Below are 25,311 nucleotides of genomic sequence, written 5' to 3' on the forward strand. Positions count from 1 at the left end.
GGTCCGCTCAGGCCGGGGACATCGGCCAGGCGAGCGGGAGCAGGTGCTCCAGGCTCAGGGGAGCGAGAGCGAGACCGGGGACCTCGTCGCGGGTGATCCAGCGGAGCTCTTCCAGCTCGGCCCGCACCGACACCTCACGAGGGTCGATCGTCGTCGCGAAGGCGTCGGCGATCACCCGGTGACCCGGCTCATTGGCCGCGGCCGAGACGAATGTTCCGAGCGGGCGGAGCCGGGACTCGTCGATCCGCACTCCGAGCTCCTCCTCGAGCTCCCTGATCAGCGTCTGCGCCGGTGTCTCGCCGGCCTCGGGCTTGCCTCCGGGCTGCATGAAGCGGGTCGTGCCCTTCTTGCGGACGACGAGCACGCGCTCTGCGTCGTCCAGGATCACGGCCGCGCTCACTCGGATGTCAGGCATGGAAGACCTTTCCAGGGTTGAGGATGCCGAGCGGGTCGAACACCCGGGTGATCTCGCGCTGCAGCTGCCACTGGTCGTCACCGATCTCGGCGGCGAGCCATCGACTCTTCAGTGTGCCGATGCCGTGCTCGCCCGTGAGCGTGCCTCCGAGCGCGATCGCCGCGCGGAACAGCGCATCGGCGGCAGCCCAGACGTGGTCGGGCGTCTCGGGGCCTTCGAAGACGAAGTTGGGGTGCAGATTGCCGTCGCCGGCGTGCGCGATGGTCGGGATGGTGAGGCCGAACTCGCGTTCGATGCGCGCGATCTCGTCGAACATCGCCGGCATCGCGCTGCGTGGCACCGACACGTCCTCGATGAGGGTCGTGCCCAGCGCTGCCATCGCGGGGTGCATCGACCGCCGGATGGAAAGCAGCCGCTCGCCCTCCTCGTGGTCGGTCGTCACCTGGACGTCGCCGGCGTGCGCGCGCAGCACCGCGGCGACGGCCTCGGCCTCGGCTCGCGCCGCCGGACCGTCGGTCTGGACCGTCAGCTGCGCCGCGCCGGGCGCCGGGGCGGGGAGTGCGAGCAGCTCGGCGACCGCGGCGAGGCTCGCGGCATCCATGAGCTCCATGATCGCCGGCTGCACGCCGCTCGCGGTGACGGCGGCGGATGCGGCGGCCGCGGAGCGGACGTCGGGGAATGTCGCGGCCAGAGTGCAGACATCGCCCGTGACCAGGCGGCGCAGCTTGAGGGTCGCGCCGACGATCACCCCGAGCGTGCCCTCCGATCCGATCACGAGCGAGGCGAGATCGAGCCCCGTGACGCCCTTCACGCTGCGGTGTCCCAAGTGCATCAGGCGGCCGTCCGCGAGCACGAGGTCGACGGCGAGTACGGCGTCGCGAACGACGCCGTACTTCGCGCACAGCAGTCCTCCCGCGCCCGTGGCGATGTTCCCTCCCACGGTGGAGATCGCGCGACTGGCGGGATCGGGCGCCCACCACACGCCATGCTCGGCGAGGGCGGCGTTGAGATCCGCGTTGAGGATGCCGGGCTCGACGACCGCGAGCAGATCCTCGGAGCGCACCTCGAGGATCGCCGTCATCCGCGCGGTCGAGAGCACGATCTCGCCCTCCCCGGCGTTCGCGGCTCCCGCGAGGCCGGTGCCGGCGCCGCGCACGACGACGGGAGTGCGCGTCGCCGTGGCGATGCGCATGACCTGCTGCACGTGAGCCACGGTCTCGGCGTGCACGATCGCGATCGGCGTGCCCGCAGCCGCGTGGCCGGATCTGTCGGCGCGAGCTGCGTCGAGGGACACCGGGTCGATGTCGACGAGCGAGCCCAGAGCAGCCTGGAGCTGCGCCAGAACGGTCATGACAATCGACGGCGTCCGCTGACGAGGCCGGCGCCGACGGCGACGATCGCGAAGGCGATACCGACGACCGGCTGATCCATGAGCCACCAGGCGATCGTCACTCCGACGTAGATCAGCAGCTCGACGGCGGCCCGGAGGAACGGATGCAGCGGAAGAACCGCGCGGGGCGACAGGAAGAGCGCCCACACGAGAAGGACGACGACGGGGGCGCCGATGCCGAGGACGAGATTCCACGGGAAGTCCCAGGTCGCGAAGCCCCACAGGGCGAGCGTGCCGATCGAGATGACCAGGACGATGGCGCGGACGACGTCGAGAGCGGAGATGTTCCGAGGCTCGACGCCGGGAACGGGAGCAGAGTCCTGGGGCATGGCTCCAGTCTATTCGCCGCCTACGGGCCCCTCGGTCGGGGTCGTGCCGGTGCCGGGCTCCTCGACGCGGGCCTCGTCGGTGAGCGGAGCGGCCTGGTCCTCGAGGAACGCGGATGCCGTCGCCGCGGGTTCCACCGTCTCGGGCTGTGTGGTCTCGGGCTCGGTCGGAACGGGTTCCTCGACCACGGGCTCCTCGGGCACGGCCTGCTCGACGGCGGGCGGGTTCTCCGGAACGACCGGCTCCGTCGGCGGAGCCACAGGCTGCGGATCGTCCGAGACCGCTTCGGTCGCGGCATCCGAGGGCGGAGCCGGATCGCTCGTCGTGGGCTCGCTCGTGGTCGGCTCTGCACCGTCCGACGTCGAGGATGCCGGTGCCGGGGCGCCGGCATCCGTCAGGGCGGCTGTCGGCGTCGAGAGCTGACCCAGATCCGACAGCCTCACGGTCGCCGCGGGGCTGCGCACGCCGTCGAGCACGTAGAAGAACTCCACCCTCGCGTTGAAGAGGATCTGCCAGCCGCTCGGACGCAGGTCGATCGTTCCGTAGCCGATGGTCGGGTCGGCCACATCGGCGACCAGCTCCGTGGTTCCGGTGCCACCCGTGCTCCCGCTGATGAGCGACTCGACCGTCATACCCGGCACTCCGCTCACGAGCACTGTGTAGTGCGTGACGAAGTTCTCGTCCAGCCATACCGTCGCCGCGGAGATCGTGGGGGCGGTGTCCGGCAGCGAGGGGGTCTCCGGGTCCGTGCCGCCGTTGCCACCGTCGGCGTCCGCATCCGCGTTCCCGCCGTCTGCGTCGGCGTTTCCTCCATCGGCGTCGGCGTTGCCGCCGCCTGCGTTGGCGTTGCCGCCGTCTGCGTTGGCGTTGCCGCCGCCTGCGTTGGCGTTGCCGCCGTCCGCGTCGGCGTTCCCGCCGTCTGCGCCGGCATCGGCATCGGCGTTGCCGCCGTCGGCGTCGGCATCGGCATCGGCGTTGCCGCCGTCGGCATCGGCGTTGCCGCCGTCGGCGTCGCTGCTCGCATCGTCGGGGTCGACGACCGGCGGCTTCGGATCCGACACGGGCGGCCGCGGGGCGGCGGACGGAACCGTCACGGGGACGGAATCCGTCTTCAGATCGATCGGCAGGATCTCGTCGGCAGGATCCGTCGGCTCGACCGGGGACTCCGGTTCGGTCTTCTCATCGTCGGTGTCGTCGATCTCGTCTGCCGGGGTCGACTCGTCCTCCGAGAGCGAGTCATCGGGGGCGATGTCGGTCGTGATCGACGAGGAGTCGCCAGCGCCCGCGTTCGGCAGAGATGCGGCCGGATTCGCCCCGGCGAGCCCTGGCAGGATGGTGGCCGCAGCGACCACGCCGGCGACGACCAGGGCAGCGGAACCCGCGCCGACGAGGGCGCCGATCCCGCTCAGAGCGCCACCGGATGCTCCGGCTCCACCGCCCGCTCCACCTGCGGCTCCGGCACCGGAGGATGTCCCGCCGGTGCCTCCTCCCGCGCCACCGGCGCTCGAGCCGGTGAGCCCAGTGGCGATCCCGCCGGCAGCGGTACCGCCGACCACGACGCCGCCCTCGACGACGCTCGAGGGCATCGCCGCGAGCGCGACGAGGGGAGTGCCGCCACCCTGCAGGGTCGCGAGGTAGCCGGTCGATCCGGCGATGCCCAGGACCAACGGCAGGAGAACGAGGGCCAGCCTCGTCGAGACGTCTTTGGCCTCTGCGGCGACGATCATGCATCGCGCGCAGCTGTCGAGGTGCTCTTCGAGACGCTTGTGGTCGCGGGTGCTGAGGTTGCCGCGCGAGTAGGCGCCGAGGTGCTCGATCGCCCACTGGCAGTCGGAGCCCTCGGTCGTGCTGCGCAGGTGCGCCTGAATCCACGCCTCACGCAGACCTTCACGGGCGCGGAAGGCGAGCTGTGACACCGCACCGGCCTTCATGCCGAGCAGGGGCGCCACCTCGTTCGGCTTCATCTGCTCGATCTCGGTGTACCAGAGGACCTCCTGCCACCGGGAGGGCAGACTGCGGAACGCCTGGGCGGTGAGGCTGCGATCGAGTGCTTCGTTCGACGCTTGCTCGGTGCTGTCGGGGTCCGCGACAGTGTCGAGTTCGTCGATCGCGGATTCCTTGCGTGACCGCCCCCATGCGGCCGCCGTGTTGCGGATACTGGTGAAGAGGTAGGCGCGGAACGAGCCGTTGGGACCGCCGCCCTTGATGATGGCCTGATAGATGCGGGTGTACGACTCCTGAACGAGGTCGTCGGGGTCGATGGACGAGGTCACGGAACGGGCCACCGCCATGCCGGACGGGTAGTGCCGTCGCCAGAGTTCACCGAACGCCTGGGCGTCACCCGAGCGGGTGCGCAGGACCAGGTCGGCGTCGGCGATCGTCTCGTCGTGCGGGGTGTTCTCGTCGTCCACATTCATCCATCGGTCATGAAGGGCGAGTGCACCTTCATAAGAAGAGATGCGCGAGGGGCTCGTTCATCACGCGCATCTTCCATTCTCACCCGGATGACGCGTCCAGGCCACCGGAATCCGAAAATAATCTGAATCGCCTTTGCGCGAGCGAATCCCAGGTGGAAAGGCATTTCTCGGGCTTCGACCGGTCATCGTCAGAAGTTTCCCGAAGTTTTTCTGCGAACTCGCGTAATGATCCGGGGTCTTGGTCGTCTCATCACGTAGAGACAGCCGGAAGGCTCCACCGGGGGGCGGAGCCGAAGGCGCTGGCGCGGGGGTATGGCGTCAGTCGGGTCGGTCGGGATCCTCGGGGGAGGAGCTCCCGGCCACCCGGCTCTGACAAGGGGACGAGGCCGCCGGCTGGGGAGCGGTGGCCTCCCCTCCCTTGGATTTCCGACCGGAGCATGCAGAGCTGCGCGTCGTTGCGCGATGCCGCGGCACTATCGGGGGATGTGCTCGCCCGTCCATACGCGAACGACGCGCAGTTCTGCGTCCAGCAGCACGGCATCGGCCGCGAAGCCCGGAACGAGACGCCCCAGACGGTCTGCGAATCCGATTGCTGCGGCCGGAGTGGCCGTCAGCGCGTTCACGGCGTCGGGGAGAGCGATACCCGCGTCGACCGCCTGCCGCAGCGCGGCATCCTGGGTGAGGGTGGATCCGGCGATCGCGCCCGTGGCGTCGGCGCGGGCGACGCCGTCGCGCACGGTCACGCGCACCGCACCGAGATCGTAGGCGCCGTCGCCGCGACCCGCGGCAGCCATCGCATCGGTGATCAGCGCGATCCGTGCCGGCGCGGCGTCGAACAGGAGCTTCAGGACGTGCGGATGCAGATGCACGCCGTCCGCGATCGCCTCGAGCACGACCCGTCGGTCGTGCGCGGCGGCGAGCACCGGCCCCGGATCGCGGTGATGGATGCCGGGCATCGCGTTGAACGCGTGCGTGAGGATCGACGCGCCGGCATCGAACGCGGATGCCGCCACCGCGGCATCCGCCCCAGTGTGGCCGACTGCCGCGACCGCGCCGGCGTCGACCACGAGTCGGATCGCGTCGAGGCCACCCGGGAGGTCGGGCGCGATCGTGACCTGCCGCACCGTGCCGCCTCCGGCCCTCAGCACGCGCTCCAGATCCGCAGGCGCAGGCGCCCGCAGCAGGGCGGGGTCGTGGGCGCCGTGGTGCGCGGGATCGAGGAACGGTCCCTCGAGGTGGGAGCCGAGGACGTCGGCATCCGTCGTCGTCAGCGCAGCCACCTCCGCGACTCGTCGCTCCAGATCGTCGAGGGGGGCGGTGACCAGCGAGATCACGGCGCGGGTGGTCCCGTGCTCGCGATGCAGCGCTCGAGCCGCGCGGATCGCATCGGGGCCGTCGTCGAAGGAGAACCCGCCGCCGCCGTGGCCGTGGAGATCGATGAAACCCGGGGTCAGCACGGCCCCCGGCCCCGCGAGCTCGGCCGCGTCGACCACCTGGCCGGCCGGCGACCAGGTGTCGCCGAGGCCGCGCGAGACCACGCGGCCCGCCTCGAAACGTACCCAGCCGTGCTCGGCGATCCGTCCGTCGTCGACCACGCGGGCCGAGTGGATGACCAGCGTCGACGAGGTCATCGCTCGGTCCAGGGCACGTCGTCGGTCGGGTGATACGAGATCCCGGCCGCGGTCCACAGAGGAGCGAGGGATCCCAGCCGAACCCGGAACGACTCCCAGTCGCGCCCGGCGGCAGTGGACCACGCGATCTCGGCCACGGCCGCGATGCGGGGGAACGCCAGGAGCTGGACGTGCTCGAAGGTGCGCGCGGTCTCGCTCCACAGGGGCGCCTCGACGCCCAGGATGGCCAGCGCGTCGATGTCGAGCACGCTCGTCGGGTCCCATTCGTACGCCTTTCGCACGTCGATGGTTCCGGCCCAGTCGAGCCCGAGCGGGAAGTCCGGCGTGTACTTCATGTCGAGATACGCGACGTCCGACGGCGACAGGATCACCGCGCCCTCGCGCTCGACGAATCGCGCCGTCTCCGCCCGCGCCACATCCTTCGCCGTGACCGAGCCCCAGTACTGGCCGATCGTCCCCCGAGCCAAGTCGGCTGCGGCTCCCGCCTCGTGCCAGGCGATGGGGGTCTTGCCGGCATCGACCACGGCGCGGGTGGCCCGCGAGATGAACAGGGCGTAATCCTCGGCGGTGGTGCCCAGGGCTTCGTCGCCCCCGATGTGGAGATACGGGCCCGGGGTGAGGGCGGCGAGTTCCGCGATGACCTCGCCGATGAATTCGTAGGTGCGCTCATCGTGGATGCGCAGGCTGGAGTGGCCGACGCCCCAGCCGGTATAGGGGACCCCCGCGACGGGGAGTGCCTGCCCGAGAGAAGCGGCCTGCGCGCGGAAGGCCTCGTCGATCACCGGCTCCTCGACGAGATCCGGGTAGGCCACGCCCACCGCGTGGGTGTGGCCGGGCAGGTCGATCTCGGGGATCACGACCATGTGGTGTGCCGCCGCGTACTCGACGATCTCCCGATAGTCGGAGGCGCTGTAGAAGCCCCCGGGCTCGCCGCCGGCCGCGCTGTCGGAGGCCAGCTCGGTCAGGAGGTGCCGCGAGCCGATTGCGATCCGCCAGCCCTGGTCGTCGCTGAGATGCAGATGCAGTCGGTTGAGCTTGAGCGCGCTCGCCGCATCGATCAGCCGTCTCACCTCGCTCACGGTGAAGAAGTGGCGTGCCACGTCGAGCATGACTCCGCGATGCGTGAAACGCGGGGCATCGGCGATCGACGCCCGGTGCACGGACCAGGCGCCCTCGGCGTCCTGGCGGATCAGCTGCAGCAGCGACTGGATGCCGTAGAACAGGCCGGCGTCGTCGGCGCCGACGACGCGGATGCCGTCGACGACGTCGAGCGTGTACCCCTCCGGTGCCGCGACCGCGGGGTCGATGCGGAGTTCGACGTGCGCGCCGTCGTGCGCACTCATGCCGCCGATGCCCGTACGCTGCTCGACCTCGAGGAGCAGGCGGTGTGCGGCGTCGGCGGGTCCGTCGACGACGAGGTGCTCCGGCAGCGGCATCCGTCCCTCTCCGACGCTGGCGGAGGCCGGAGCGGGCACGAGCGGGAGCTCAAGTGTAAAGACCATGAACAAAACCTATCCTGCCGGACGCGGATCGCGACAGGGGCGGATCCGGTATGCTCGTACGCGTCGCGACTGGCGTCTGGGTGGACTACCACCGGGGAGCGACTGACCACGGAATTCGACCGCGCGCCTGGGCCGATGGAAGCACCCTTTCGAATCCGTTGTCAGAGGAGCACGTCATGACCGACCGTTACTTCAACGCCCCGCTCGCCGAGGTCGATCCCGAGATCGCCGAGGTGCTCGACCGCGAGCTGAAGCGTCAGCAGACCTTCCTCGAGATGATCGCATCCGAGAACTTCGTGCCCGTCTCGGTGCTGCAGTCGCAGGGCTCCGTGCTCACCAACAAGTACGCCGAGGGTTACCCCGGACGCCGCTACTACGGTGGCTGCGAAGAGGTCGACGTCGCCGAGGAGCTCGCGATCCAGCGCGCGAAAGACCTGTTCGGCGCCGAGTTCGCCAACGTCCAGCCGCACTCGGGAGCCTCGGCGAACGCCGCGGTGCTGCACGCGATCGCTCGCCCCGGCGACACGCTGCTCGGCCTCTCGCTCGACCAGGGCGGCCACCTCACGCACGGCATGAAGATCAACTTCTCGGGCCGTCTCTACGACATCGTCGCCTACGGCGTGAACCCCGAGACCTCGGTCATCGACATGGACGAGGTTCGTCGTCTCGCGATCGAGCACAAGCCGAAGGTCATCATCGCCGGCTGGTCGGCCTACCCCCGCACCCTCGACTTCGCCGCGTTCCGCGCGATCGCCGACGAGGTCGGCGCGCTGCTCTGGGTCGACATGGCCCACTTCGCCGGGCTCGTCGCCGCGGGTCTGCACCCGAACCCCGTGCCGCACGCGCACGTCGTCTCGTCGACGGTGCACAAGACGATCGGCGGCCCCCGCTCCGGCTTCATCCTCACGAACGACGCCGAGATCGCGAAGAAGATCAACACCGCGGTGTTCCCCGGTCAGCAGGGCGGCCCGCTCATGCACGTGATCGCCGCCAAGGCCACCGCGTTCAAGCTCGCCGCGACGCCCGAGTTCGCCGAGCGCCAGGGCCGTGTCCTGCGCGGTGCGGCGATCATCGCCGAGCGCTTCTCGCAGCAGGACGTCAAGGACGCCGGCGTCGGTGTGCGCTCCGGCGGGACCGACGTGCACCTCGTGCTCGTCGACCTGCGCGACGCCGCGATCGACGGCAAGCAGGCGGAGGACCTCCTGCACGACATCCACATCACGGTGAACCGCAACGCCGTTCCGAACGACCCGCGCCCGCCGATGGTCACCTCGGGTCTGCGGATCGGCACCCCGGCGCTCGCGACCCGCGGCTTCGGCGACGCCGAGTTCACCGAGGTCGCCGACGTGATCGCCCTCGCGCTGCAGCCCGACGCCGACGTCGACGCCCTGCGCGCTCGTGTCGACGCGCTCGCCGCGGCCTTCCCGCTGTACCCCGACCTGCAGCAGTAAGCACTTCGGACGCGTTTCGTCTCTGCGTTTCGTCTCGCTTCGCTCGCTCGACGACCATCGCTCGCTCAAGGACCGGTCGTTGAGCGAGGAGCGGAGCGACGAGACGAAACGCGTCCGGCATCCGACTTCGTCTCGTTCGTTCCGAAAGGACGCATCATGACCGCACAGATCCTCGATGGCAAGGCAGCTGCCGCGTCCATCAAGGCAGAACTCACCGAGCGGGTCGCTGCCCTGAAGGAGAAGGGCATCGTCCCCGGCATCGCCACGGTGCTTGTGGGCGCCGACCCGGCGTCGCAGCTGTACGTCGGCATGAAGCACCGGCAGTCCGAGGCGATCGGCATGAACTCGATCCAGCGCGAGCTGCCGGCCGACGCCACGCAGGCCGAGGTCGAAGCGCTGATCGACGAGCTCAACGCCGACTCCGCCTGCCACGGCTACATCGTGCAGTTGCCCCTGCCGAAGCACATCGACACCGACGCCATCCTCGAGCGCATCGATCCGGCGAAGGATGCCGATGGCCTGCACCCGACCAACCTCGGCCGGCTCGTGCTGAATGTGAACAGCCCCATCCGCACGCCTCTGCCGTGCACGCCGCGCGGGGTGATCGAGCTGCTGCTGCGAAACGACTACGACCTGAAGGGCAAGCATGTCGTCGTCGTGGGCCGCGGTGTCACGATCGGGCGCCCCATGGGGCTGTTGCTCACGCGTCGTGACATCAACGCCACCGTGACGCAGGTGCACACCGGGACCCCTGACATGTCGCCCTACCTGCGGGAGGCCGACGTGATCGTCGCCGGCGCGGGTGTCAAGCACCTCATCCGTGCCGAGGACGTCAAGCCCGGAGCCGCCGTGCTCGATGTGGGCGTGACGCGGGAGACGGATGCCGAGACCGGCAAGAACCGCGTCTTCGGCGATGTGCACCCCGACGTCGCGGAGGTCGCCGGGTGGATCTCCCCGAACCCCGGCGGCGTCGGCCCGATGACCGTCGCCCTGCTCCTGACGAACGTCGTCGAGGCCGCGGAGCGCCTGGCCTGACCGGCATCCGCGTCACGATCCGCTGACGGCGTCCGACGACGGAAGCTGCGGCGTCAGAGCTCGTCGAGCAGGCGCCGTTGCTCGGGCGTGAGGCCGTCGTCCTTCAGCTCGCGTCGGCCCTCCGCGGCGGCGGGGGAGTCCGCGGGCCGCTCAGCACCCGGTGCGGCGGCATCCGTCCGTCCCGAGACCCTCGCGCGCACGGTGTCGTACACCTCGCCGGTCTTCGCGCGGATGACATCGTCGACCTGGTCGTAGATCACCCATCCCACGAGCAGCAGCAGTGGCGGCAGGGCGAAGCCCCAGAATCCGTGGGCGCGCACGCCGCTGAACACCACGGTCGCGATCCAGATGATGAGTTCGACGACGTAGACGAGCGCGTACTGCACGGTCTTCTCGCCGAGCCTGGTGCGCTCGGACTCCGATCTCGCCGCCGCCTTCCGGAACGCCCCCCGGAGCAGAGGCTTGAGGAACAGGGCGGCGAGCGTGAGGATCACCCCGGCCCACAGGGCGTGGATGCCGACCGAGACACCGGGCAGCAGAATGCCGATGAGCAGCAGCATCGCGGCGTTGAAGACGTACAGCGCGACGAAACGGACGATGGCGTTCTTCATACCCTCAGACTCGCATATCCGTGCAGGGTCGGGGAGTCAGGCCTGCTGCAGGCTGCTCTGGATGCGCGAGATCCGTGCCTGCTCGTCGAAGCCGAAGGTCACCGAACCGGTCTGGTCGACGATCGTGGCTCCGGAGAACGCCTCATCGGTCCAGGTCAGGTTCCATCCCGCGAGACGCGCGAGATCCCACACCGCGGTGCGGGCGTCGGGAAGGGAGAGTCCGGAGAGGATGCGCGGGAGCACGATCACGGTCGACGCCACGGTCGGGGCCGGGAGGGGCGCCTCGAGCAGGAAGACGGCCCGAGTGCCACCGCCGAGCGGTGCGGAGTAGTACGGGGAGAGCCCGGTGATCTCCACCGCGGCGCCGGCCACCGTGTGCGCGGCCTCGGTGATCCAATCCTCGTCGCCCGCAGCGTCGGCGGGGAACGGCACCTCGGGTTCGGCGAGCTCGCGGATGCCGCGTTCCTCGCCGAAAGCCCGGAGCCGACCGGCGATGCCCTGCGCCTCACCCTGCGGGTGAGCCCATCCCCAGAGGAGCGACCGCGGTCCGGGGGCGATCGACGCGATCAGGTGCGCCGTGGTGGTGAGGCTCCGCGAGGGGTCGGTGTTCGACGTGAAGGTGAGGGTCTTCGCCGATACCACGACGTCCCAGCGATGATCGCCGAGCTCCTCGGTCGCGACGCGGAGCGCGTCCTGACGGAGGGCTGTGAACAGTGCGGAGCGGTCGGCGAGGGGCTGAAGCGCGGCGAAGGTCATGCGCCCAGTCTTGTCGCGGTTGCTATGAATCCGCCAGCGATCGCGGGAACACCGCTGTCGATCCCCGGACGATCAGCTCGGCTCGCATGCGGATGTGCTCAGGCTCGCCGCCGCTCAGCATCGATAGCAGTACGCGCACCGCAGCGCCACCCATGTCGGTGAGCGGCTGACGCACGGTCGTCAGCGCGGGGGCGCCCGCAGCCGCATCGGGGATGTCGTCGAAGCCGACGACGGAGAGGTCGCGGGGGGTCGACAGGCCGTGCTCTGCCGCGACGCGGATCATCTCCAGGGCCGTGAGGTCGTTGGCGGCGAACACCGCGGTCGGCCGGTCGGTCAGCTCCAGCAGCGCGCGGGCGCCGACGGTGGCCGAGGCGGCCCGGTATCCGCCCTCGAGGATCAGGGCCGGGTCGACCGGGATGCCGGCCTCCTCGAGCGCCGCGCGATAGCCCGCCTCGCGCTGATGGGCCGATTCGAGGTCGCTGCGGCCTCGAAGGTGAGCGATCCGACGATGGCCGAGCCCGATGAGGTGCTCGGTCGCGGCGCGCGCCCCGTCGACGTTGTGCACGGCGACGCTCGCCGGGCCGTCGGGACCGGTATGCGGGTCGACCGCCACGATCGGCACCGAGGCGTTCTGCGGCATCGTCGACGGTGTCACGAGGATCGCCCCGTCGATCAGTGTCCCGCCCAGCCGGGAGAGCGAGCGGCGCTCCCATCCGAGGTGGTCGCCGGCGGAGACGGTGCCCGCGTAGGCGAGGACATCGTAGGGAGTGTCCTGCAGAGCGGACGACACGCCCTGCAGGAGCTGCAGGGCGAATGGCTCGAACTCCGCCACGAGGACGCCGATGACGTTCGTGCGCCCGCGCCTCATGGACGTCGCGACAAGTGAGCTCTCGTAGCCGAGCTCGGCGACCACACGCAGCACGTGCGCGTGCGTGGTCGCCGAGACCCCGTCGCGGTCGTTGATCGCCTTCGATACGGTCGCGACCGAGACCCCCGCTGCACGAGCGACGTCGGTGATGGTGGGCCTGCGGTTCATGGATCTATCCTAGAGGAGAGAAAACGTTATCGATATCGATTGACATGCTCACGATGCAGATGCCAGAGTGGGCACATCACATTTGGTGCGGGCGGCAACAAATCAGAGTGGATGCCGCACGGGAACTCGACGAAGAGGAGATCACAGCATGGAGATGCGCAGAACGTGGGCGGCCGGGATCGGCATCATCGCCGTGGGAGCGCTCGGCCTGACCGGGTGCTCCGGCGGCGGAACGGATGCCGCGGACGACGGCAGCGTCACATTGACGATGTGGCACAACTCCACGACCGGAGACGGCAAGCAGTACTGGGCGGACGCGGCTGCCGCGTTCCACGAGGCGAACCCCGACGTCACCATCGAGGTCACGTCGATCCAGAACGAGGACATGGACGGCAAGCTGCAGACCGCCGTCAACTCCGGTGACATGCCGGACATCTTCCTCGCCCGTGGCGGCGGCAAGCTCGCCGACGTCGTCAGCGCTGGCAAGGTGAAGGACCTCACCGGACTCATCGACGACGACGTGAAGACCGCGTTCGGCGACGCTCCGTTCAGCGCCTTCACGATCGACGACAAGATCTACGGCATGCCGAGCTCGGTGCTGCCCGGTGGCATCTTCTACAGCAAGGACCTGTTCGCCGAGGCGGGGATCACCGAGGAGCCGACCACCCTCGACGAGCTCGAGGCCGCCGTCACGAAGCTGAAGGACGCGGGTATCGCGCCGATCGCCCTTGGCGCGAAGGATGCATGGCCCGCTGCGCACTGGTTCTACTTCTTCGCCCTGCGTGCGTGCGATCAGGGCATCGTCCAGAGCCTGGCCACCGACCCCGACTTCTCGGATCCCTGCTGGCTGGATGCAGCAGAGAACCTCGCCGACTTCACGGCCACCGAGCCGTTCAACGACGGATTCCTCACCACGACGGCGCAGCAGGGCGCCAACTCCTCCGCCGGTCTGCTGGCGAACCACCAGGCGGCCATGGAGCTGATGGGTGCGTGGGACGTCGGCGTCATCGCGAGCCTGACCCCCGACCAGAAGCCGCTCGCCGATCTCGGCTGGTTCCCGTTCCCCGAGGTCGACGGTGGTGAGGGCGGCGCCGGCGCCATGATGGGCGGCGTCGACGGCTTCTCATGCGCGGTGGACTCGCCCTCGGCCTGCGAGGACTTCCTGAACTTCGTCTCGTCGAAGGAATGGCAGGAGAAGTACGCCACCGCCTTCCAGACGATCCCGGCGAACCAGGATGCGACGGGCGCCGTGACGGATCCCTCGCTGCTCCCGCTGATGGACGCCTACAGCGCCGCACCGTACGCCAGCCTCTGGCTGGACACCGCCCTCGGCCAGAACGTGGGCAACGCGCTGAACACCGGTGTCGTCGAGATGCTCGCGGGTCAGGGCGACCCGCAGAAGCTCGTCGACAGCATCGCCAACGCGGCAGCCCGAGGCTGACGCGGATCATGACAGACACGCAGGTGCAGACCTCTTCCGCACCTGAGACGAGCACCCGTACCGGAGCCGACGCCTCGTCAGCTCCGGTACGGAGGCCGCGGCGGGCCGATTGGCGCAAACGCGGCGAGATCGCGCTCCTCTCGGGTCCCGCATTGCTGGTATTCGTCGGCTTCGTCATCTTCCCGGTGCTGATGGCCGCGTTCTACGGATTCTTCAAGTGGAACGGCTTCGGCTGGCCCACCGAGTTCGTCGGAATCGACAACTACGTCCTCATGCTGCAGGACCAGACCTTCCGCGACGCGGTCGCGCACAACTTCGCCATCGTGGTGCTCTCCCTGGTCATGCAGGGGCCGATCGCGATCCTCTTCGCGCTTCTCCTGAACCAGAAGATCCGGGGTCGATCGGTCATCCGCGTGCTGATCTTCGCCCCGTACGTGATCGCCGAGGTCGTGGTCGGCACCGGCTGGAGCCTGATGCTCCAGGACGCCGGTGCGCTGAACTCCCTTCTCGAGAAGGTGGGGCTCGGCTTCCTGCAGAGCTCATGGATCGCGGACCCTGCGATCGCGATGTGGTCGCTCATGATCATCATCACGTGGAAGTACATCGGCTTCGCGGTCATCCTCATGCTGGCCGGGATGCAGTCGATCCCGGAGGAGCTCTATGAGGCGGCCGCGATCGACGGCGCGGGATTCTGGAAGACGCAGTGGAGCATCACGCTGCCACTGCTCGGCCCGACCATCCGGATCTGGGCGTTCCTCTCGATCATCGGCTCGCTGCAGCTGTTCGACCTCGTCAACATCATCTGGGGTCAGTACATCGCCGCTACGGCGGGGACCTCGACGATGGCGACCTACATGTACCAGAACGGTCACCTGGCCGGGAACTACGGATTCGGCAACGCTGTCGCGGTGATGCTCTTCGTCATCTCGCTCGTCGTGGCCCTGCTCTACCAGCGATTCGTGCTGCGGCGCGACACCGAAGGAGCACTGACCGGCGACAGCGGAAAGGCGCGCAAGCGATGACCGACACGCTCAAGACCTCCGTGGCCATTCCGGTGGCCTCCATCCGCGGACGGCGCAACGCCGCCGGCATCCGATGGGGGAGTCCCGGCGTCTACCTGCTGGCGCTCGTGCTGATCACGATCTGCATCACACCCGTGCTGTACATCATCATCGGCGGCTTCCGCACGAACTCCCAGATCACCGCTGATCCGTCGGCGTGGCCGTCGCCGTGGGTGTTCGCGAACTACACCGACGTGCTGGCGAGCGACGTCTTCTGGACGGCGATGCGCAACTCCGGCATATCCGCGATCGGCACCACCCTCGGCGCCGTCGTACTGGGAGTGATGGCGAGTTACGTCATCGCGCGCTACGAGTTCAGCGGCAAGGCGGTCATGTACTCGCTGTTCGCGGCGGGACTCATGTTCCCCGTGACCGTCGCGATCACGCCGCTCTATCTGCTGATCCGCAACCTGGGCCTCGTGAACAACCTCGCGGGCATCATCCTGCCGCAGATCGCCTTCGCACTTCCGACGACGATCATCATCCTGGTGCCGTTCCTGAAGGCGATCCCGAAGGAGCTCGAGGAGGCGGCATCGATCGACGGTGCTTCGCGACTCGGATTCTTCTGGCGCATGGTGATCCCGCTGAGCCTGCCCGGTGTCATCACCGTCGGCATCCTCGCCTTCATCGGCGCATGGAACGGCTACATGCTGCCGCTGTTCATCCTCAACGATCAGAGCCTGCTCACGCTGCCGCTGGGCGTGCAGAACTTCGCATCGCAGTATTCGGTCGACACCGCCAGGGTGCTCGCCTACACCTCGCTGTCGATGCTTCCGGCCCTGATCTTCTTCAGCCTCTTCGAACGCCGCATCGTCGGCGGCCTGACCGGCGCCGTGAAGGGCTGACGGGCTCGCACGATGGAGACGACAATGATCGCGGACATCCCCGCGTACCCGACCGCGGCGTCGGAGCACGTCCACGCGCTGCTCGCGCAGATGACCCTTCAGGAGAAGGCGGCGCAGATGGTCGGCTACTGGCTCGACCAGGGCGGTGAGCTCGTCGCGCCGATGGCGGACGAGATGGCCTCGTCCGCGGCCTCCGGCGCCCTCGCAGAGATCACCCGGGACGGCATCGGCCACTACACCCGTGTGTACGGCACGCGGCCCGTCGAACCGGTGGAGCGGGCGGCCTGGCTGTGGAGCGAACAGCGTCGGCTGAAGCGCGAGACGCGCCTCGGCATCCCCGCGCTCGTGCACGAGGAGTGTTTGACGGGGCTGGCTGCGTGGAAGGCGGCGACCTTCCCCACTCCTCTCGCATGGGGGGCATCGTTCGATGCCGAGCTCGTCGGCGAGATGGCGGCGCTGATCGGCGGCTCCATGCGCGAGCTGGGCATCCATCAGGGTCTTGCGCCCGTTCTCGATGTCGTGCGCGATCCGCGGTGGGGAAGGGTCGACGAATGCATCGGCGAGGATCCGTACCTCGTCGGCACGATCGGCACGTCGTTCGTCCGCGGACTGCAGTCGGCGGGCGTGCATGCCACGTTGAAGCACTTCCTCGGATACTCGGGGTCGCGGGCCGGGCGCAATCACGCCCCGGTGTCCGCGGGGCCGCGCGAGGTCGCCGACGTGTTCTTGCCGCCGTTCGAGATGGCGATCCGCGACGGGGGAGCGCGCGGTGTGATGAACAGCTACACCGAGATCGACGGCGTTCCCGTGGCGTCCGATCCCGAGCTGCTCACCGGACTGCTGCGCGAGCAGCTCGGCTTCGACGGCGTGGTGGTCGCCGACTACTTCGCCGTCGCCTTCCTCGAGGTCATGCACGCCGTCGCCGCGGACCGGGGCGACGCAGCGGCGCTCGCCCTGACCGCAGGGATCGACGTCGAGCTTCCGTCCGGGGACGCGTACCTCGCTCCTCTCGTCGACAGGGTGGCTTCCGGCGCGCTCGACGAGCGCTATCTCGACCGCGCCGTGCTGCGCATCCTCACGCAGAAGGAGGAGCTGGGACTGCTCGCCCCCGACGCCTTCGAGGGGGAGCCCCCGTCGGTCGTCGATCTCGACACCTGGCGCCATCGCGACGTCGCGAGACGACTGGCGGCCGAATCGCTCGTGCTGCTCGCGAACGACGGTGCCCTCCCGCTCGCGGCGGAGGCGCGGCGCATCGCGCTCATCGGGCCGAACGCGGACAGTGCCGAGGCGCTGCAGGGGTGCTACTCCTTCGCGAACCACGTGCTCGCCCACCACCCCGACCACGAGCTCGGCATCGAGATCCCCACGGTGCGCGCGGCGCTCGCCGCGGCTCTGCCCGAGGCGGAGATCGTGCACGTGCGCGGCGCCGAGGTCGAGGGCGACGATCGCTCAGGCTTCGAGGACGCGGCTCAGGCCGCGGCATCCGCCGACGTCGCGATCGTCGTCGTCGGCGACCGCGCGGGGCTCTTCGGTCGCGGCACGGTCGGTGAGGGCAATGACGTCGACGTGCTCGATCTGCCCGGCGTGCAGCGCGAACTCGTCGCGCATGTGGCCGCGACCGGCACCCCGGTCGTGCTCGTGCTGCTCACCGGGCGTCCCTACGCCATCGAGTGGGCGCTGGAGGGCACGCACCCCCGACCGGCCGCCGTGCTGCAGGCGTTCTTCCCTGGAGAGGCGGGCGCGACCGCGCTCGCCGAGGTGCTCACCGGCTCGACGGCGCCGTCCGGTCGGCTGCCCGTGAGCCTGCCGCGCTCCGCCGGTGCGCAGCCCTACAGCTATCTGCGTCCGATCCTCGGCGGAGCCAGCGATGTCACGTCAGCGGATCCGACGCCGCTGCGCCCGTTCGGGTTCGGGCTCTCGTACACGACCTTCGACTACGCCGACCTCGCGGCGGACGGCTCGGCGTCGACCGACGGCCGGTTCACGGCATCCGTCACGGTGACCAACACCGGCGCCCGGGATGCCGCCGAGGTCGTGCAGCTGTACGGACGGGATCCCGTCGCCTCGGTGACGCGGCCGGTCGTGCAGCTCATCGGCTACGCGCGGGTCGAGATCCCGGCGGGCGGCAGCCGCCGGGTGCGCTTCGACGTGCCGGCGACGCGCTTCGCCTTCACCGACCGCAGGATGCGGCGCGTCGTCGAGCCCGGCGAGATCCAGGTCTGGGCGGCCTCCCACTCGGAGGCGCTCGCGTCATCCGCCGCCTCCGACGCGACCGGCGGGGCGATCTCCAACCGCAAACGGGGTGCGCGCCGCTCGCTGCCGGGCACCGCGACCGCGGTGGGCGTCGTCTCGCTGGTCGGGCCCGTGCACGAGGTGACGCCGGAGGACGGGCGCATCGTCGCAGTGACGGTCGACTGAGGCGGCGCATACGACAGGGGGGTCCGCCGCAGCATCACTGTTCCGGCGGACGCCCTCTGGTCTATATCGGGCCGGCGTCCGTTCCTCAGTAGCTCGCGCGTTCCTCGCCGGTGTCGGTGCCGAACCGGGCGGCGAGAGCCTCGGATGCTCGAGCGAGCAGCGCGACGTCGGCGCCGACCGCGACGAAGTCGGCGCCGTCGGCGATGTACGCATCCGCCGCTGCCGGATCGAACGCGTTCACGCCGACCGGGGTGCCGGCCGCCGTGGCAGCGGCGAACACCGCACCGACGGCCGCGACCACATCGGGATGGGTCTGCTGTCCGAGCAGGCCCATCGACGCGGACAGATCCGATGGTCCGACGAAGATCGCGTCGACGCCGTCGACTGCCGCGATCTCTGCGGCGGCGTCGACGCCGGCAGCGGTCTCGATCTGCACGGTCAGCGAGGTGTGCAGCGCCGAGTCGCGAAGGTACCCGTCGACGCGGTTCCATCGTGCGCTGCGGGCCAGCGCGCTGCCGACGCCGCGCACGCCCTCCGGCGGGTACCGGGTGGCCGCGACCGCCGCCCGTGCCTCCTCCACCGACGACACCATCGGCACGATGATGTTCTGCGCTCCGAGATCGAGCACCTGCTTGATCGCCACGGGGTCGTTCACGGGCACGCGGACCACGGGGGTGATGGGGTACGCCGCCACGACCTGGAGCTGCACGAGCACGGTGTCGAGAGTGTTCGCCGAGTGCTCCATGTCGACCAGGAGCCAGTCCAGCCCCGACCCGGCGGCGACCTCGGTCACGAGCGGGCTCCCGGAGCACGCCCACATGCCGATCAGCGCGCGGTCGGCCGCGGTGAGCCTCTCACGGAACGAGGGAGTCAGATGAAGCGGCATGTGATGGTTCCCATCGGTCCGTAGTCGCACAGCACGTCATCGCCGCGCGACACCCACATCGGGCGTGTGAACGATCCTGCCAGGATGATCTCGCCCGCCTCCAATCGCGCGCCGTGCTGGTGGAACTTGTTCGCCAGCCACGCCACGCCCGTCGCCGGGTGATTCAGCACTCCGGCGGCGACCCCGGTCTCCTCGATCTCGCCGTTCTTGAAGAGCAGACCGGGGATCCAGCGCAGGTCGATCTCGTCCGGGCGCTTGCGGACGTCGCCGAGCACCATGGCTCCGTAGGCGGCGTTGTCGCTGATCGTGTCGACGATCGTGCGGCCCTCGAGCTCGATGTGCGAGTTCAGGACCTCGAGCGCGGGCACGGCGTAGTCGATCGCCGCGAGCGCGTCGTCGAGCGTGCAGTCGGGCCCCTCGAGCGGATGCTTCAGCACGAAGGCGAGTTCGACCTCGATGCGCACATTCGAGAAGTGGTCGGCGGGGATCTCGGCGCCGGACTCGTACACGGTGTCGTCGAACATCACGCCGTAGTCGGGCTCGGTGATGCCGGTCGCGTGCTGCATGGCCTTCGAGGTGAGCCCGATCTTGCGGCCGACGAGCCGACGCCCGGCGGCGATCTGCGCGTCGCGCCAGACCCCTTGGATCGCGTAGGAATCCTCGATCGTCGCGGCCGGGTACCGCGCGGTGATCCGCGGGATCACTCCGTGCGTGCGATCGGCCTCGGCGAGCTCGGCCGCGATGGTCGCGATGTCTTCGTGCGAGAGCATCCGCTCCTCCTTCGATAGTGCGTTCCGTATGTTCGTTTCGTCTCGCTTCGCTCGCTCAACGACCGGGGTGTGCGTTCCCGGTCGCTTCGCTCGCTCAACGACCGGGGTGTGAGTTCCCGGTCGTTGAGCGAGGGAGCTTGCGACCGAGACGAAACGCGGTGACCGCTCAGAGCTGGTTGCCGAGCTTCTTCTCGCCGTCTTCGGTGCGGGTGTAGCTGAAGCCGTCGGCACCGATCGTGACCGCCATCTCCGACGAGTCGGTGCGGGCGACGACGGGCTGCGGGTTGCCGTCGAGGTCGAGCACGAGGGAACCGTCGGTGTACCAGGAGGGGACGACGGGGTTGCCCCACCAGTCACGGCGCTGGTTGTCGTGCACGTCCCAGGTGATGACGGGGTTGTCGGGGTCTCCCGTGTAGTAGTCCTGCGTGTAGACCTCGACGCGGTGGCCGTCGGGGTCGCGCAGGTAGAGGTAGAACGCGTTGGAGACTCCGTGGCGTCCGGGGCCGCGCTCGATCGAGTCCGAGCGGCGAAGCGCCCCGAGCTTGTCGCAGATCGCGAGGATGTTGTGCTTCTCGTGCGTGGCGAAGCACACGTGGTGCATGCGAGGTCCGTCGCCCCCGGTCATGGCCGTGTCGTGCACGGTGGGCTTGCGGCGCATCCACGCGGCGTAGACCGTGCCCTCCTCGTCCTGGATGTCCTCGGTGACGCGGAAGCCGAGGTCCTGCATGTAGCGCACGGCGCGGGGGACGTCGGGGGTGATCTGGTTGAAGTGGTCGAGACGCACGAGCTCGCCGGGGATGTGCAGGTCGTAGCGCCACGACATCCGCTCGACGTGCTCGGACGCGTGGAAGAACTCGTAGGGGAAGCCGAGCGGATCGACCACGCGCACGGAGTCCCCGACGCCCTTCACGAATCCTTCCGGTTCGCGGCGCACGTCGCAGCCGAGCTCGGTGTAGAACTCGACGGCTCGGTCGAGGTCTTCGGCAGAGCGCACACGGTAGGAGAACGCGGCGACCGCGGCGATCGGACCCTTGCGCAGCACGAGGTTGTGGTGGATGAACTCCTCGGTGGAGCGCAGGTAGATGACCTCGTCATCCTCCGCGGTGACGTAGAGCCCGAGGATGTCGACGTAGAACTGGCGGGATGCTGCCAGATCCGTGACGATCAGCTCCATGTAGGCGCAGCGCAGGACGTCCGGCGGCGTGCTCTTCGGCGTCGGGAGCGGGTTCTCCGGGTGGATCGGCGCCTCCTGGCTCACGTAGTAGCCGGCGGAGGTCAGGGTCATGTCGTCGCGGTTGGTCATCTCAGCGTCCTTGCTCTTGTCGTGCGTTTCGTCTCGCTGCGCTCGCTCAACGACCGCGGGTTGTGCGTTTCGTCTCGCTGCGCTCGCTCAACGACCGGGAGTCGTCGTGCGTTTCGTCTCGCTGCGCTCGCTCAACGACCGAAGGTGGGGTTGTGCGCGCCGCCGAGCGTGATGTGCACGCTCTGCTGGTCGGTGTAGAAATCGATCGAGCGATAGCCGCCCTCGTGACCGAGACCCGAGGCCTTCACGCCGCCGAACGGCGTGCGCAGGTCCCGCACGTTGTTGCTGTTCAGCCACACCATGCCGGCCTCGACCGACTGCGCGAAGTTGTGCGCACGGGTGAGATCGTTCGTCCAGATGTACGCCGCCAGGCCGTACTTCGTGTTGTTCGCGAGCGACAGCGCCTCCTCATCGGAGTCGAACGGCGTGATCGCCACCACGGGCCCGAAGATCTCCTCCTGGAAGATGCGCGCGTCGGGGGAGACGTCGGCGAAGACCGTCGGGGCGACGAAGTTGCCCTCGTCGAAGCCCTCGGGGCGCCCGCCGCCGGCGACGAGACGCCCCTCGGTCTTGCCGATCTCGACGTACGACATCACCTTGTCGTAATGCTCGGGGTGCACGAGCGCGCCGACCTCGGTGGTGGGGTCGTGCGGGTAGCCGACCTTCACCCGCTGAGCCTGCGCGGCGTATCGCTCGACGAACTCGTCGTAGATCGAGCGCTCGACGATGATGCGCGAACCGGCGGTACAGCGTTCGCCGTTGAGGGAGAACACGCCGAAGATGGTCGCATCGACGGCCGCCTCGAGGTCGGCATCCGCGAAGACGACGGCCGGGGACTTGCCGCCCAGCTCCATCGAGAGACCCTTGAGGAAAGGCGCAGCGTTGCCGAAGATGATCTGCCCGGTGCGGCTCTCACCGGTGAACGAGATGAGCGGGACGTCAGGATGCTTCACCAGCGCGTCGCCGGCGTCCTCGCCGAGCCCGTTCACGAGGTTGAACACCCCCTGCGGGAGTCCAGCCTCTTCGAAGATGCCGGCCCACAGGGATGCCGACAGCGGGGTGAACTCGGCCGGCTTCAGCACCACCGTGTTGCCGGTCGCGAGCGCGGGACCGAGCTTCCACGACTCGAGCATGAACGGTGTGTTCCACGGCGTGATGAGCCCTGCGACGCCGATCGGCTTGCGGTTGACGTAGTTCATCTGCTTGCCGGGCACCTTGAAGGCGTCATCCGACTGCGCGACGATCAGATCGGCGAAGAAGCGGAAGTTCTCCGCGGCGCGACGGGCCTGCCCCAGTGCCTGCGTGATCGGCAGACCCGAGTCGTAGGACTCGAGCTCCGCCAGGCGCGCATCGCGGGATTCGACGATGTCGGCGATGCGGTGCAGTACACGGCTGCGCTCGCGCGGCAGCATGCGCGGCCACGGACCCTCGTCGAATGCCCGCTTCGCGGCGGCGACCGCGAGCTCGATGTCGGCCTTCTTGCCGGCCGCCGCGGTCGTGTACGTCTGGTTGGTCACCGGGTCGAGCACGTCGAACGCGTCGCCATCGACCGAGTCGACGAACGCCCCGTCGATGTAGTGCTGGATGTGGTCGGGAAGATCTGCGGGAACGCGGGACTCGGTCATGATTCGTCTCCAGAGGGGTGGGCGGAACGGGTGTGCAGCGCATCGAGGAACGCGTCCCTCGTGCGCCAGCGGTGATCGCGGGCTGCGAGTTCGATCTCGAGCGGGTCGGCGCCGGCACGGATGAGCTCGAGGATCCGGGTGTGCTCCTCGACCGAGTGGTGGGCGCGCCCCGGCACATAGGCGAAGGTGGTGTCGCGGATGCCGGAGAGGCGGGACCATCCGCGGTGCACGAGTTCGAGCAGCTGCGGATTCGGGCACGGCTCGAAGAGCAGCGAATGGAAGCGGCGGTTCAGCTCGGTGAAGGCGTGCGCGTCGAAGTGGTCGAGCAGGCGCGTCATGCGCTCGTTGACCTCGGCGGCGGCATCCAGAGCCGCGCCGTCGAGCAGGGGAGCGGACAGCGCGGTCGCCGCACCCTCGACGAGGCCGAGGGTCTGCATGGTGTCCGCGTACTCGTCCTCGTCGACCAGCGTGACGCGCGCGCCGACGTTGCGTTCGAAAGTCACCAGGCCCTCCGCCTCGAGGCGGCGGATCGCCTCGCGCACGGGAACGACGCTCATTCCGAGCTCGTCCGCGATCGACCCGAGCACCAGCCGGTACCCGGGGCCGAACGCATGGGAGGAGATCCGTGCGCGGATCCAGAGATAGGCCTGCTCGGACTTTCCGGTACCGACGAGCGCGGTCACAGCTCGGCTCCCTTCGTCGCGCTGTGCTCGCTCAGCGAGCGGGAGGAGTCTCCCTTGCTCCGTGACTCGGCGTCCTTGCTCCGTGACTCGGCGTCGTAGATCGCGCGCCACTCGGCGTTCAAGGGGAACAGCCCGTCCACGGGGTGGCCTTCGGCCACCTTCTCGGCGATCCAGGCATCCTCGGTCTCCTGGGCGAGAGCGGCATCCGCGACCTCCTCGGCGAGCGACGGCGGGATGACGATCACGCCGTCGGAGTCGCCGACGATGATGTCGCCCGGCTGCACGGTCGCGCCTCCGCAGGCGATCGTCACGTCGACCTCCCAGGGCACGTGGCGCCGTCCGAGCACCGAGGGGTGAGCGCCCTGCGAGAAGACGGGCAGTATTCCGGCCACGGCGTCGAAATCGCGCACGCCGCCGTCGGTCACGACTCCTGCGGCGCCGCGCGCGCGGGCGCGGAGGGCGAGGATGTCGCCGAGCGTGCCGGAGGATGAGTCGCCTCGGGCCTCGATCACGATGACCTCGCCGCTCTCGACCGCGTCGAAGGCGCGCTTCTGGGCGTTGTAGCCGCCACCGCGGCTCGCGAAGAGATCTTCGCGGAACGGCACGAAGCGCAGCGTCTTCGCGGTGCCGACGATCTTGACGCCCGGCGCGTTCGCGGCGACGCCGTCGATGAAGCAGGAGTGGTGTCCGCGCTTGCGCAGCTGTGCGGACAGGCCGGCAGTGGGAGCCTCGAGCAGCTTCGCGCGCAGCGCGGGGGAGAGGGACGGGCGTTTGGTCTCGTCGCTGCGCTCCTCGCTCGACGACCGGGACTCGGACCCGGTCGTCGAGCGAGCGGAGCGAGACGAAACGTCGTCGGATGCGGGGGTGCCCCAGGCCTCGGAGCGCTGCAGGTCGTCGACCGCGGGGAGGGAACCGAGGGTCGCGTCGAAGGGCGTCTCGCCCTGCGTCACGGTCGTGACGAGTCGGCCGGACGTCGGTGCGCCGGGAGCGCTCGGGGCATCGACCTCCACCTCGACGACGTCGCCCGGCACGATCACCGAGGAACCGGCGGGTGTGCCGGTGAGGATCACGTCACCCGGTTCGAGCGTGAAGTGCTGCGAGAGATCAGCGATGAGCTGGGGGAGGGAGAAGATCATCCCCGCCGTCGTGTCGTCCTGGCGGAGTTCGCCGTTGACCCATGTGCGCACGCGCAGCGCACCGGGATCGACGCTGCGGGCGTCGATCAGTTCGGGGCCGAGCGGGGTGTACCCGTCGCCACCCTTGGAGCGCACGTTCGAGCCCTTGTCGTTCGCCCGCAGGTCGTAGAGGCCCAGGTCGTTCGACGCGGTGACCGCGGCGACATGCGACCAGGCGTCCGCGATCGACACTCGCCGAGCCGCGGTGCCCATCACGACGGCGATCTCCCCCTCGAAGGCGAGGAGTTCGGTGCCGTCCGGGCGTTCGACCGTTCCTCCGGATGCCGCCACCGAACTCGCGGGCTTGAAGAAGTACGAGGGGTGCTCGGGGCGCCTTCCACGCTGCTCGGCTCGTGAGGCATAGCTCAGATGGATCGCGATGATCTTGCCGGGGCGGGGGATGGATGCCGTCACGGATGCGTCTCCTCTGGCTCGTCGTCGATGCCTTGTTCGTCGAACGCATTGTGCGTCGTATTCGAAATCATATATCATCGGTCTCACCCCCGGCAAGCATCTCGATCCGATCGGGTCGC

The 25,311-nt window shown here is 69.3% G+C and carries 21 protein-coding genes; 6 read left to right on the top strand and 15 right to left on the bottom strand.

Going from position 1 to position 25,311, the window contains the following annotated elements; genetic code table 11:
* Window positions 1-7 precede the first annotated feature (7 nt).
* The 6 genes from ACI3KS_RS00790 to ACI3KS_RS00815 form a co-directional block, all read right to left on the bottom strand.
* Window positions 8-415 carry an NUDIX domain-containing protein gene (locus ACI3KS_RS00790; protein WP_404914195.1) on the bottom strand — a complete coding sequence of 136 codons (408 nt, stop codon included), beginning with the start codon at window positions 413-415 and terminating at the stop codon, window positions 8-10.
* Entirely contained in the window at window positions 408-1,766 is a 1,359-nt protein-coding gene (locus ACI3KS_RS00795) for an FAD-binding oxidoreductase (protein WP_404914197.1), read from the bottom strand. Before ACI3KS_RS00795 ends, ACI3KS_RS00790 begins: the two co-directional genes overlap by 8 nt.
* Complete coding sequence (locus tag ACI3KS_RS00800; protein ID WP_404914199.1) at window positions 1,763-2,134, bottom strand: YrdB family protein; 372 nt, start codon at window positions 2,132-2,134, stop codon at window positions 1,763-1,765. The genes ACI3KS_RS00795 and ACI3KS_RS00800 overlap by 4 nt, the downstream gene beginning before the upstream one ends.
* Before the next feature lie 9 nt (window positions 2,135-2,143).
* Complete coding sequence (locus ACI3KS_RS00805; RefSeq protein WP_404914200.1) at window positions 2,144-4,543, bottom strand: sigma-70 family RNA polymerase sigma factor; 2,400 nt, start codon at window positions 4,541-4,543, stop codon at window positions 2,144-2,146.
* 479 nt (window positions 4,544-5,022) lie between these two features.
* Entirely contained in the window at window positions 5,023-6,180 is a 1,158-nt protein-coding gene (gene nagA, locus ACI3KS_RS00810) for an N-acetylglucosamine-6-phosphate deacetylase (RefSeq protein WP_404914202.1), read from the bottom strand.
* Window positions 6,177-7,682 (bottom strand): family 20 glycosylhydrolase, encoded by a 1,506-nt coding sequence (locus ACI3KS_RS00815; RefSeq protein WP_404914204.1) that lies wholly within the window; start codon window positions 7,680-7,682, stop codon window positions 6,177-6,179. Before ACI3KS_RS00815 ends, nagA begins: the two co-directional genes overlap by 4 nt.
* Before the next feature lie 176 nt (window positions 7,683-7,858).
* On the opposite strand from ACI3KS_RS00815, the gene glyA reads away from it, so the two are divergent.
* Together glyA and ACI3KS_RS00825 are read left to right on the top strand one after the other, a co-directional pair.
* Window positions 7,859-9,133 carry a serine hydroxymethyltransferase gene (gene glyA, locus ACI3KS_RS00820; RefSeq protein ID WP_404914206.1) on the top strand — a complete coding sequence of 425 codons (1,275 nt, stop codon included), beginning with the start codon at window positions 7,859-7,861 and terminating at the stop codon, window positions 9,131-9,133.
* A gap of 156 nt (window positions 9,134-9,289) precedes the next feature.
* Window positions 9,290-10,168 carry a bifunctional methylenetetrahydrofolate dehydrogenase/methenyltetrahydrofolate cyclohydrolase gene (locus ACI3KS_RS00825; protein ID WP_404914208.1) on the top strand — a complete coding sequence of 293 codons (879 nt, stop codon included), beginning with the start codon at window positions 9,290-9,292 and terminating at the stop codon, window positions 10,166-10,168.
* Between the two features lie 53 nt (window positions 10,169-10,221).
* On the opposite strand, the gene ACI3KS_RS00830 is transcribed toward ACI3KS_RS00825, so the two are convergent.
* The 3 genes from ACI3KS_RS00830 to ACI3KS_RS00840 are packed head-to-tail and all read right to left on the bottom strand — an operon-like array spanning window position 10,222 to window position 12,571.
* A complete protein-coding gene (locus ACI3KS_RS00830) occupies window positions 10,222-10,779 on the bottom strand; it encodes a hypothetical protein (RefSeq protein WP_404914210.1) in 558 nt (185 codons plus the stop codon).
* A 36-nt stretch (window positions 10,780-10,815) separates the two neighbouring features.
* On the bottom strand, window positions 10,816-11,535 hold the full coding sequence (locus ACI3KS_RS00835) for a DUF6882 domain-containing protein (RefSeq protein ID WP_404914212.1): 720 nt from the start codon (window positions 11,533-11,535) through the stop codon (window positions 10,816-10,818).
* 22 nt (window positions 11,536-11,557) lie between these two features.
* A complete protein-coding gene (locus tag ACI3KS_RS00840; RefSeq protein ID WP_404914214.1) occupies window positions 11,558-12,571 on the bottom strand; it encodes a LacI family DNA-binding transcriptional regulator in 1,014 nt (337 codons plus the stop codon).
* A gap of 148 nt (window positions 12,572-12,719) precedes the next feature.
* Here ACI3KS_RS00840 and ACI3KS_RS00845 point away from each other — a divergent pair, with 148 nt between their 5' ends.
* The 4 genes from ACI3KS_RS00845 to ACI3KS_RS00860 are packed head-to-tail and all read left to right on the top strand — an operon-like array spanning window position 12,720 to window position 18,336.
* Window positions 12,720-14,012, top strand: a complete 1,293-nt coding sequence (locus tag ACI3KS_RS00845; protein ID WP_404914216.1) for an ABC transporter substrate-binding protein — start codon at window positions 12,720-12,722, stop codon at window positions 14,010-14,012.
* An 8-nt stretch (window positions 14,013-14,020) separates the two neighbouring features.
* Window positions 14,021-15,034 (top strand): carbohydrate ABC transporter permease, encoded by a 1,014-nt coding sequence (locus ACI3KS_RS00850; RefSeq protein ID WP_404914218.1) that lies wholly within the window; start codon window positions 14,021-14,023, stop codon window positions 15,032-15,034.
* Complete coding sequence (locus tag ACI3KS_RS00855) at window positions 15,031-15,918, top strand: carbohydrate ABC transporter permease (protein WP_404914220.1); 888 nt, start codon at window positions 15,031-15,033, stop codon at window positions 15,916-15,918. The genes ACI3KS_RS00850 and ACI3KS_RS00855 overlap by 4 nt, the downstream gene beginning before the upstream one ends.
* A gap of 24 nt (window positions 15,919-15,942) precedes the next feature.
* On the top strand, window positions 15,943-18,336 hold the full coding sequence (locus ACI3KS_RS00860; protein ID WP_404914222.1) for a glycoside hydrolase family 3 N-terminal domain-containing protein: 2,394 nt from the start codon (window positions 15,943-15,945) through the stop codon (window positions 18,334-18,336).
* A gap of 85 nt (window positions 18,337-18,421) precedes the next feature.
* Here the strand turns inward: ACI3KS_RS00860 and ACI3KS_RS00865 are convergent, their stop codons facing one another.
* The 6 genes from ACI3KS_RS00865 to ACI3KS_RS00890 all read right to left on the bottom strand — a co-directional run bounded on the left by ACI3KS_RS00865 (window position 18,422) and on the right by ACI3KS_RS00890 (window position 25,192).
* Window positions 18,422-19,222 carry an HpcH/HpaI aldolase/citrate lyase family protein gene (locus ACI3KS_RS00865; RefSeq protein ID WP_404914224.1) on the bottom strand — a complete coding sequence of 267 codons (801 nt, stop codon included), beginning with the start codon at window positions 19,220-19,222 and terminating at the stop codon, window positions 18,422-18,424.
* Window positions 19,207-19,992 (bottom strand): fumarylacetoacetate hydrolase family protein, encoded by a 786-nt coding sequence (locus ACI3KS_RS00870; RefSeq protein ID WP_404914226.1) that lies wholly within the window; start codon window positions 19,990-19,992, stop codon window positions 19,207-19,209. Before ACI3KS_RS00870 ends, ACI3KS_RS00865 begins: the two co-directional genes overlap by 16 nt.
* A gap of 166 nt (window positions 19,993-20,158) precedes the next feature.
* Window positions 20,159-21,295 carry a 3,4-dihydroxyphenylacetate 2,3-dioxygenase gene (gene hpaD / locus ACI3KS_RS00875; protein WP_404914228.1) on the bottom strand — a complete coding sequence of 379 codons (1,137 nt, stop codon included), beginning with the start codon at window positions 21,293-21,295 and terminating at the stop codon, window positions 20,159-20,161.
* 131 nt (window positions 21,296-21,426) lie between these two features.
* Window positions 21,427-22,920 (bottom strand): 5-carboxymethyl-2-hydroxymuconate semialdehyde dehydrogenase, encoded by a 1,494-nt coding sequence (gene hpaE, locus ACI3KS_RS00880; RefSeq protein WP_404914230.1) that lies wholly within the window; start codon window positions 22,918-22,920, stop codon window positions 21,427-21,429.
* A complete protein-coding gene (locus ACI3KS_RS00885; protein ID WP_404914232.1) occupies window positions 22,917-23,603 on the bottom strand; it encodes a GntR family transcriptional regulator in 687 nt (228 codons plus the stop codon). The genes hpaE and ACI3KS_RS00885 overlap by 4 nt, the downstream gene beginning before the upstream one ends.
* Window positions 23,600-25,192 (bottom strand): fumarylacetoacetate hydrolase family protein, encoded by a 1,593-nt coding sequence (locus ACI3KS_RS00890; RefSeq protein WP_404914234.1) that lies wholly within the window; start codon window positions 25,190-25,192, stop codon window positions 23,600-23,602. The genes ACI3KS_RS00885 and ACI3KS_RS00890 overlap by 4 nt, the downstream gene beginning before the upstream one ends.
* Window positions 25,193-25,311: the final 119 nt, after the last annotated feature.

Source organism: Microbacterium sp. ZW T5_45 (assembly GCF_044987415.1).
GTDB lineage: Bacteria > Actinomycetota > Actinomycetes > Actinomycetales > Microbacteriaceae > Microbacterium.

Excerpts from the sequence above, each read along its gene's own strand:
- ACI3KS_RS00870 (WP_404914226.1), bottom strand. The coding sequence starts at position 19,992 with ATGCTCTCGCACGAAGACATCGCGACCATCGCGGCCGAGCTCGCCGAG.
- ACI3KS_RS00830 (WP_404914210.1), bottom strand. The coding sequence starts at position 10,779 with ATGAAGAACGCCATCGTCCGTTTCGTCGCGCTGTACGTCTTCAACGCC.
- glyA (WP_404914206.1), top strand. The coding sequence starts at position 7,859 with ATGACCGACCGTTACTTCAACGCCCCGCTCGCCGAGGTCGATCCCGAG.
- hpaD (WP_404914228.1), bottom strand. The coding sequence starts at position 21,295 with ATGACCAACCGCGACGACATGACCCTGACCTCCGCCGGCTACTACGTG.
- ACI3KS_RS00860 (WP_404914222.1), top strand. The coding sequence starts at position 15,943 with ATGATCGCGGACATCCCCGCGTACCCGACCGCGGCGTCGGAGCACGTC.
- ACI3KS_RS00855 (WP_404914220.1), top strand. The coding sequence starts at position 15,031 with ATGACCGACACGCTCAAGACCTCCGTGGCCATTCCGGTGGCCTCCATC.
- ACI3KS_RS00850 (WP_404914218.1), top strand. The coding sequence starts at position 14,021 with ATGACAGACACGCAGGTGCAGACCTCTTCCGCACCTGAGACGAGCACC.
- ACI3KS_RS00795 (WP_404914197.1), bottom strand. The coding sequence starts at position 1,766 with ATGACCGTTCTGGCGCAGCTCCAGGCTGCTCTGGGCTCGCTCGTCGAC.
- hpaE (WP_404914230.1), bottom strand. The coding sequence starts at position 22,920 with ATGACCGAGTCCCGCGTTCCCGCAGATCTTCCCGACCACATCCAGCAC.
- ACI3KS_RS00840 (WP_404914214.1), bottom strand. The coding sequence starts at position 12,571 with ATGAACCGCAGGCCCACCATCACCGACGTCGCTCGTGCAGCGGGGGTC.
- ACI3KS_RS00790 (WP_404914195.1), bottom strand. The coding sequence starts at position 415 with ATGCCTGACATCCGAGTGAGCGCGGCCGTGATCCTGGACGACGCAGAG.
- ACI3KS_RS00835 (WP_404914212.1), bottom strand. The coding sequence starts at position 11,535 with ATGACCTTCGCCGCGCTTCAGCCCCTCGCCGACCGCTCCGCACTGTTC.
- ACI3KS_RS00815 (WP_404914204.1), bottom strand. The coding sequence starts at position 7,682 with ATGGTCTTTACACTTGAGCTCCCGCTCGTGCCCGCTCCGGCCTCCGCC.
- ACI3KS_RS00845 (WP_404914216.1), top strand. The coding sequence starts at position 12,720 with ATGGAGATGCGCAGAACGTGGGCGGCCGGGATCGGCATCATCGCCGTG.
- ACI3KS_RS00865 (WP_404914224.1), bottom strand. The coding sequence starts at position 19,222 with ATGCCGCTTCATCTGACTCCCTCGTTCCGTGAGAGGCTCACCGCGGCC.
- ACI3KS_RS00825 (WP_404914208.1), top strand. The coding sequence starts at position 9,290 with ATGACCGCACAGATCCTCGATGGCAAGGCAGCTGCCGCGTCCATCAAG.
- ACI3KS_RS00800 (WP_404914199.1), bottom strand. The coding sequence starts at position 2,134 with ATGCCCCAGGACTCTGCTCCCGTTCCCGGCGTCGAGCCTCGGAACATC.
- nagA (WP_404914202.1), bottom strand. The coding sequence starts at position 6,180 with ATGACCTCGTCGACGCTGGTCATCCACTCGGCCCGCGTGGTCGACGAC.